Origin of the sequence: Piscinibacter sp., from assembly GCF_050175855.1 — a bacterium.
GTDB lineage: Bacteria > Pseudomonadota > Gammaproteobacteria > Burkholderiales > Burkholderiaceae_C > Piscinibacter.
This window is the reverse complement of record NZ_JBFXIO010000260.1, coordinates 1-7350: the sequence shown is the minus strand read 5'-3', so window position 1 is coordinate 7350 and position 7350 is coordinate 1. Positions and strand designations below refer to the sequence as shown.

The following is a 7350-nucleotide window of genomic DNA, read 5'->3' as shown; positions in this document are numbered from 1 at the left end:
CGCGCATGTCGAGCACATGCGCGAACTCGTGGACCACCACGTTGTAGCCCCAGGCGGCGCTGTCGCCGGCATCTTCCACGTCGCGCCACGACAGCATCACCGGCCCGCCCTCCATGGCCTCGCCGGAGAGCTCCTCGTCGTAGTGATGGACGATGCCGTCCTCGTCCATCACCTCGCGCCGGGCCACGACCACGTCCGGATGGACGACGATCCCCTTGAAGCCGTCGTAAGCCGGCAGGCCGAGGCGAAGGATCGGCAGGCAGGCCTGGGCGGCGATGGCCACGGCCATCCCGTCGTCGACCTCCAGGCCCTGCATGCCGGCGAACTCCTTGTCGGCCAGGAACAGCGTGGCGAGTTCGCGCAGCCGCTGGCGGTCGTCGGCGCTGCGCCGGGCGATGAACGGAAAGCGGGCCATCGTCAGCGCCCACAGGGCTTCGGGAATGGCCCGCCGTTGCAGCGTGCGCGCCTCACGGCGCCGCCGCCACCACTGGCCGATCATGGGGCGAGTCGGATGCGTGCCAGGCTGCCGCCCTTCAGGCGCAGCACCTCGGCGCGCGCCGTGCCGCTGCCGTCGCAGTCCCAGTCGCTCAGCACCTCGCGCATGTAGCCAGGCGCGAGCACCTCGTGCGCTGGCCGGTGGGTGTGGCCGTGGATCAGGGTCGGCGCGTGGGCCTCGTGCATCCAGCGCACCGCAGTGGCCTTGTCGATGTCGACCCAGTCCGCGGGCGCCATCGTGCGCTTGCGACCTTCGCTGTGCTCACGCATCGAGCGCGCGATTCGCTGCCGCTCCTCCAGGGGCTTGGCGAGGAAATCGCGCTGCCAGGCCGGCGAGCGCACCATCGCTCGGAACTGCTGGTACTCGTGGTCGTCGAGGCACAGCGCGTCGCCGTGAGACAGCAGCAGCCGCTCGCCGAAGGCCAAAAGCACGGTCGGGTCGGACAGGGCGCGAACGCCGCAGTCGCGCAGCATGTCGCCGCCGACGAGGAAGTCGCGGTTGCCGCAGGCGAAGGCCACGGCACGATGCGCCGCGGCATCCGCCAGCACCTCGGCGCAGCGCGCCTCGAAGCCGCTGTGCCGGGCGTCGTCACCGACCCAGACTTCGAACAGGTCGCCGAGGATGATCACCGCCGAGGCCGGCGTGCCGCGCATGTAGCCGGCCCAGGCCTCGAAGGTGCGCGGTGTCTCGCTCGAGAGGTGCAGGTCGCTGATGAAGTCGATCGCCGTCCAGTCGTCCGGCGCCTCGAACTCCCAGAAAGTCGGCAGGGCGGGGGGCGGCGTCATCGGCGCGTCGGGTGTCCCTCAGTCGATGACGGTGGCGCGCTGGATGGTCACGTCTTCCAGCGGCACGTCACCGTGGCCGCCGCTGCGACCCGTCTTGACGCGCTCGATGGCGTCGACCACCTCGGTGCCGGCGCTCACCTTGCCGAACACGGCGTAGCCCCAGCCGTCCTGCGCCTGTGCCTTGTTCAGGAAGCCGTTGTCGGTAGCGTTGATGAAGAACTGAGAGCTGGCCGAGTGCGGCGCCGAGGTGCGTGCCATCGCGATCGTGTAGCGGTCGTTGGTCAGGCCGTTGGCCGACTCGTTCTGGATCGGCGCGCGGGTGGCCTTCTGGCGCATGCCGGGCTCGAAGCCGCCGCCCTGGATCATGAAGCCGGGGATGACGCGATGGAACACGGTGCCGTCGTAGTGCCCGCTCTTCACGTACTCGACGAAGTTGGCCACGGTGACCGGCGCCTTGGCGTCGTCGAGTTCCAGGGTGATGTCGCCCTTGCTGGTCTGCAGTTGAACCTTGATGCTCATCTCACTTCTCCACGGTGGCCTTGTTGATGGTGACCGGCTGCAGCGGCACGTCGCGATGCATGCCCTTGGTGCCGGTGGGAACGGCGCGGATCTTGTCGACCACGTCCATGCCGGCGACGACCTTGCCGAATACGGCGTAGCCGTTGCCGTCGCGCGATTGCGCCTTGTTGAGGAAGCCGTTGTCGGTCACGTTGATGAAGAACTGCGCCGTGGCGGAATTCGGGTCCATCGTGCGTGCCATGGCGATGGTGCCGCGCACGTTGTCCAGCCCATTGCCGCTTTCCAGCGGGATGGGCGCGCGCGTGGACTTCTCCTTCATGTCGGCCGTCATGCCGCCGCCCTGGATCATGAAGTTGGGGATGACGCGATGGAACACGGTACCGTCGTAGTGGCCGGCCTTCACGTACTCCACGAAGTTGGCCACCGTCTTGGGCGCCTTGGCCGCGTCGAGCTCCACCACGATGTCGCCGGCGCTGGTGGCGAGCTTGACGGTCTGCGCCTGCGCGGCGGCGTGCGCTCCCAGCGCCAGGGCGGTGGCGGCCAGGAAGTGGCCGATGCGACGGTGGTTCATGCGTGTTCTCCTTGTCGAGGTCAATGTCGTCAGGGTCGTGCGCCCGGCACCGTCTGCAGCAGCTGTCGCACGAGTGCGAGCTTGGCCTGCGCCGCGGTGCTGGCGGGGTCGAGCTCGCGCGCCCGGGCGTAGGCGCGCAGCGCCAGCATCAGCTGGACGTCGCCGAGGTTCTCGTGTGCGGTGGCCAGGGCCGGGTTCGCGCGCAAGGCCTGGTCGAGCAAGGCCTTGGCGCCGTCGTAGTCACCGGCAGCCGCCTTCAGCGCTGCCAGGTTGTTGTAGGGCTCGGGCAGCTCGGGATAGTCCTGCACGAGTCGCTCGAACAGCTCGCGTGCTTCCACCGTGTGGCCGCTCTCGGCGAGCATCACGCCGAGCTGGAAGCGCATCGCGGCGTCCTTGGGCTGGGCCTCGATATGCCGGCGCGCCAGGTCGATCGCCGGAACGGTCTGCCCGGTGGCATGGAGGCGCCGCACCTCTTCGAGGCCGGCCGCGTGCGCACCGCCCAGGAGGAGCGCGAGGCACAGCAGCCAGGAGCGGGGGAACCTCATGCGATCGGGGAAGTGCAGGGTCGGGCGAGGGAACGAGAGCGGCACGGGCGCATCGGCAACCCGCGGCATCGACGCCCGGGCAGGCCCGCTATACTGAGCCGATTCTAGTTCAGCCCCTGAGCCGTACGCGGCGTGGGGCCGGCGCGCCAGGCTCACGGCGCACCGACAACAGTCCCCCGGAATCTTCCCGCCGAACCGGCCCATGACGCTGCGCATCCACAACACGCTCACGCGTGCCGTCGAGACCTTCAAGCCGATCGAGCCGAAGCATGTGCGCATGTACGTGTGCGGCATCACCGTGTATGACCTGTGCCACGTCGGTCATGCACGATTCCTGCTCGTCTTCGACATGGTGTACCGCTGGCTGCGCACGCTCGGCTACCAGGTCACCTACGTTCGCAACATCACCGACATCGACGACAAGATCATCAAGCGCGCAGTCGAGCGGGGCATGACGATCCGCCAGCTCACCGCCGAGATGACGGCGGCGATGCATGAGGACATCGGCAAGCTGGGCGTGCTGCCCCCCACGCACGAGCCACGTGCGACCGAGCACGTGCCGCAGATGCTGGCGATGATCGCCACGCTCGAGCGCAAGGGCCTGGCCTATCGCTCGGGCAACGGCGACGTCAACTACTCCGTGCGCAAGTTCCCGGGCTACGGCAAGCTGTCTGGCAAGTCGATCGACCAGCTGCGCGCCGGCGAGCGCGTGGCGGTGCTCGACGGCAAGGAAGACCCGCTGGACTTCGTGCTGTGGAAATCGGCCAAGGACAGCGAGCCCGACGATGCCAAGTGGGCGAGCGAGTTCGGCGCCGGCCGCCCGGGCTGGCACATCGAGTGCTCGGCCATGGGTTGCTCGCTGCTGGGCGAGCACTTCGACATCCACGGCGGCGGCCTCGACCTGATCTTCCCGCACCACGAGAACGAGATTGCCCAGAGCGAGGGTGCCAATGGCAAGCGCTTCGTCAACGTGTGGATGCACAACGGCTTCCTCAACGTCGACAACGTGAAGATGTCGAAGTCGCTCGGCAACTTCTTCACCATCCGCGACGTGCTCAGGCACTTCGACGGCGAGACACTGCGCTTCTTCATGCTGCGCACCCATTACCGCAGCCCGTTCAACTTCAGCGACGCCAACCTCGAAGATGCCCGCAGCGCGCTGCGACGTCTGTACACCGCGCTCGACGGCATCGAGGTGCCGCAGAGAGAGGTCGACTGGTCCCAGCCGCAGGCGGCGGCGTTCCGCGCGGCGATGAACGACGACTTCAACACGCCCGTGGCCTTCGCCGTGCTGTTCGACCTGGCGGGCGAAGTCAACCGCACGCGCTCCGCCGAGGCTGCGGCGATGCTCAAGGGACTGGCCGCCACGGTAGGCATCCTGCAGCAGCCTCCGCGCCAGTTCCTGCAGGGAGGCTCCGATGCCGGCGGCGACGAGGCCGCCTGGATCGCCGATCGCATCGCCGCGCGTGCGGCAGCCAAGGCCTCGCGCGACTTCGCGCAGGCGGATGCGATCCGACAGGAACTGGCGGCGCGCGGCATCGTCCTGAAGGACTCGCCGCAAGGCACCACCTGGGTAAAGGGCTGAACCGGTGGCGCCGGGTAAGCCGGGGACGACCCCCGACTACTGGGACGACGCGTGCCGCCACCTGGCGCGGCGCGACCGCGTCATGCGCAAGCTGATCCCGCAGTTCGGCGAGGGCCGGTTGCAGAGCCGCGGTGATGCCTTCACCACGCTGGCGCGATCCATCGTCGGGCAGCAGATCTCGGTGAAGGCGGCGCAATCGGTGTGGGAGCGATTTGCCGGGCTGATGCCGGAGCCGCGTCACCGCCTCAAGCCGGCCTCGGTGCTCGCCCTCGGGGTCGACGAAGCGCGCGGCGCGGGCCTGTCGGCGCGAAAGGTCGAGTACCTGTTCGACCTCGCCCAGCACTTCGAGTCCGGTGCCGTGCACGTGCGTCAGTGGCAGCAGATGGACGACGAGGCGATCATCGAGGAACTGGTCGCGATCCGCGGCATCGGCCGCTGGACCGCCGAGATGTTCCTGATCTTCCATCTGATGCGCCCCAATGTGCTGCCCCTGGACGATCTCGGACTGATCAAGGGCATCAGCGTCAACTACTTCAGCGGCGAGCCGGTGTCGCGCGCCGAGGCGCGCGAGGTCGGCGAAGCCTGGGCGCCGTACCGCTCGGTGGCCACCTGGTACCTGTGGCGGAGCCTGGATCCGCTGCCGGTAGACTACTGACCGGTCGCAGGGACGAGCCGCCTGGACGCGGAAGACTGCGGAGGACATCCATCCATGAGCAAACGCCACTTCCTGGACTTCGAGCAGCCGGTTGCCGAGCTCGAATCCAAGATCGAGGAACTGCGCTACGTGCAGAGCGAATCGGCCGTCGACATCTCCGAGGAGATCGACCGGCTGAGCAAGAAGAGCCACCAGCTCACCAAGGACATCTACGCCAACCTGACGCCCTGGCAGGTGACGCAGATTGCCCGCCATCCGCAGCGCCCCTACACGCTGGACTACGTGGCCGAGATCTTCACCGACTTCCAGGAACTGCACGGCGACCGCCACTTCGCCGACGACCTGTCGATCGTCGGCGGGCTGGCGCGATTCAACGGCGAGCCCTGCATGGTGCTGGGCCACCAGAAGGGCCGCGACACCAAGGAGCGCGCTGCGCGCAACTTCGGCATGTCACGGCCCGAGGGCTACCGCAAGGCGCTGCGGCTGATGAAGCTGGCCGAGAAGTTCGGCCTGCCGGTCTTCACCTTCGTCGACACGCCAGGCGCCTATCCGGGCATCGGTGCCGAGGAGCGCGGCCAGTCGGAGGCGATCGGCCGCAACATCTTCGAGATGGCGCAGCTCGAGGTGCCGATCATCTGCACCATCATCGGCGAAGGCGGCTCCGGCGGCGCGCTGGCCATCAGCGTCGGCGACCAGACGTTGATGCTGCAGTACTCGATCTACTCGGTGATCTCGCCCGAGGGCTGCGCGTCCATCCTCTGGAAGACCGCCGAGCGTGCGTCGGACGCCGCCGAGGCGCTGGGCGTGACGGCGCATCGCCTGAAGGCGCTGCAACTCGTCGACAAGATCGTCAGCGAGCCGGTCGGCGGTGCGCACCGCGACGCCAAGCAAATGGCCTCGTTCCTCAAGCGCGCGCTCGCCGATGCGCTGCGCCAGGTCGGCGACCTCAAGCCGAAGGAACTGCTGCAGCGCCGCTACGAGCGTCTGCAGGCCTACGGCCGCTTCACCGACAGCAAGGAACGCTGAGCGCCGAGCGGCGGCTGCGGTGAAGACCGACCGCATCGCCGTCGCCTGGAGCGGCGGTCGCGATTCCACCGCGCTGCTGCACGCGACGCTCGCCGCGGCCACGCCGCTGGGCGTGGAGGTCGTCGCTCTGCACGTGCACCATGGCTTGAGCCCGCATGCCGACGACTGGGCTGCGTTCTGCGCGGCGCAGGCCGATCGCTGGGCCAGGCGACTTGCTGTCCGGTTGCGCGTGGCGAAGCTGGAGGGGCGGCCCGTGCGCTGCGAGAGCATCGAAGCCTGGGCGCGCCGCGAGCGCTACCGCGCCTTGCGATCACTGGCGCTGGAAGAGGGCGCCGAAGCCGTGCTGCTCGCCCACCACCGCCGCGACCAGGCCGAGACCTTCCTGATCCAGGCGCTGCGCGGGGGCGGCGTGGCCGGCCTCGCCGGCATGCCCCGGGAGATCGAGCGCGAGGGCGTTCGCTGGGTGAGGCCCTGGCTCGATCACGATCCCGGCGACATCGCGGCCTATGTGCGCCGCCACCGGCTGCGCCACATCCAGGACGATAGCAACGACGATCCCCGCTTCGCACGCAACCGGCTGCGGCTGCAGGTCTGGCCCGCTGTCGAGCAGGCGTTCCCGCACGCCGCGGCGACGCTGGCCGATGCGGCCGCCTGGGCGCGCCAGGCGACGGTGTGCCTGGCCGAGCTGGCCGAGCTCGATCTGAGCACGCTGTCCGATGCGCGCGGTCTCGCGATCGCGCCGTGGCGGGAGCAGGGCGAAGACCGCCGCGGCAATGCACTGCGCCACTGGCTGCGCGATCGCCTGGGCCGCCCCGCGCCGGCCAGCCTCGTGACGCGGCTGATGGCCGAACTGCCGGTGTTGCGGCAGGGCCGCTGGGAGGAACAGGGCGGTTCGCTGCGGCTCTATCGCGGCAGATTGACGTGGCATCCCCATGCGAATGTCGAGGCGAACGCCGGATCGCGCATGAGCACGCTGAGCATCACGCGCGCCGGTCGCCATCCGCTGCCCGGATGGGGCGGCAACCTGCGCGTGGAGAGGGTGCGCGAGGGCGGTGTGCCACTGGCCTGGCTCGCGCACCTCGAACTGCGCGAACGCAGCGGCGGCGAGCAGTTCCAGGCTGGATTCGGCCGGCCGCCGCGCAGCCTGAAGAAGCAGTTCCAGGCCCAG

At 69.1% G+C, this 7350-nt stretch carries 9 protein-coding genes; 4 read left to right on the top strand and 5 right to left on the bottom strand.

The features are described from left to right. From AB7U92_RS17975 to AB7U92_RS17955, 5 genes are all read right to left on the bottom strand, one after another. A partial coding sequence (locus AB7U92_RS17975) for a M90 family metallopeptidase (RefSeq protein WP_428579971.1) occupies positions 1 to 499 on the bottom strand: 499 nt, incomplete at its 3' end. After that, positions 496 to 1281, bottom strand: coding sequence for a UDP-2,3-diacylglucosamine diphosphatase (locus AB7U92_RS17970; protein WP_428579968.1), 786 nt, complete (start codon positions 1279 to 1281; stop codon positions 496 to 498). The genes AB7U92_RS17975 and AB7U92_RS17970, both read right to left, overlap by 4 nt. 18 nt (positions 1282 to 1299) lie before the next feature. Next, complete coding sequence (locus tag AB7U92_RS17965; RefSeq protein WP_428579965.1) at positions 1300 to 1800, bottom strand: peptidylprolyl isomerase; 501 nt, start codon at positions 1798 to 1800, stop codon at positions 1300 to 1302. A 1-nt stretch (position 1801) separates the two neighbouring features. Further along, the gene (locus AB7U92_RS17960) at positions 1802 to 2371 is read right to left on the bottom strand and encodes a peptidylprolyl isomerase (RefSeq protein ID WP_428579962.1); all 570 of its coding nucleotides are present in this window, start codon (positions 2369 to 2371) and stop codon (positions 1802 to 1804) included. Positions 2372 to 2400: 29 nt separating this feature from the next. Then, a complete protein-coding gene (locus tag AB7U92_RS17955; RefSeq protein ID WP_428579960.1) occupies positions 2401 to 2916 on the bottom strand; it encodes a tetratricopeptide repeat protein in 516 nt (171 codons plus the stop codon). A gap of 202 nt (positions 2917 to 3118) precedes the next feature. On the opposite strand from AB7U92_RS17955, the gene cysS reads away from it, so the two are divergent. The 4 genes from cysS to tilS form a co-directional block, all read left to right on the top strand. Next, positions 3119 to 4501, top strand: a complete 1383-nt coding sequence (cysS, locus tag AB7U92_RS17950; protein WP_428579958.1) for a cysteine--tRNA ligase — start codon at positions 3119 to 3121, stop codon at positions 4499 to 4501. A gap of 82 nt (positions 4502 to 4583) precedes the next feature. Beyond that, the gene (locus AB7U92_RS17945; protein ID WP_428579955.1) at positions 4584 to 5156 is read left to right on the top strand and encodes a DNA-3-methyladenine glycosylase family protein; all 573 of its coding nucleotides are present in this window, start codon (positions 4584 to 4586) and stop codon (positions 5154 to 5156) included. 54 nt (positions 5157 to 5210) lie between these two features. Beyond that, a complete protein-coding gene (locus tag AB7U92_RS17940) occupies positions 5211 to 6182 on the top strand; it encodes an acetyl-CoA carboxylase carboxyltransferase subunit alpha (RefSeq protein WP_428579952.1) in 972 nt (323 codons plus the stop codon). Positions 6183 to 6201: 19 nt separating this feature from the next. Beyond that, positions 6202 to 7350, top strand: a 1149-nt coding sequence (tilS, locus tag AB7U92_RS17935) for a tRNA lysidine(34) synthetase TilS (RefSeq protein ID WP_428579949.1), incomplete at its 3' end; no start/stop codon positions are given.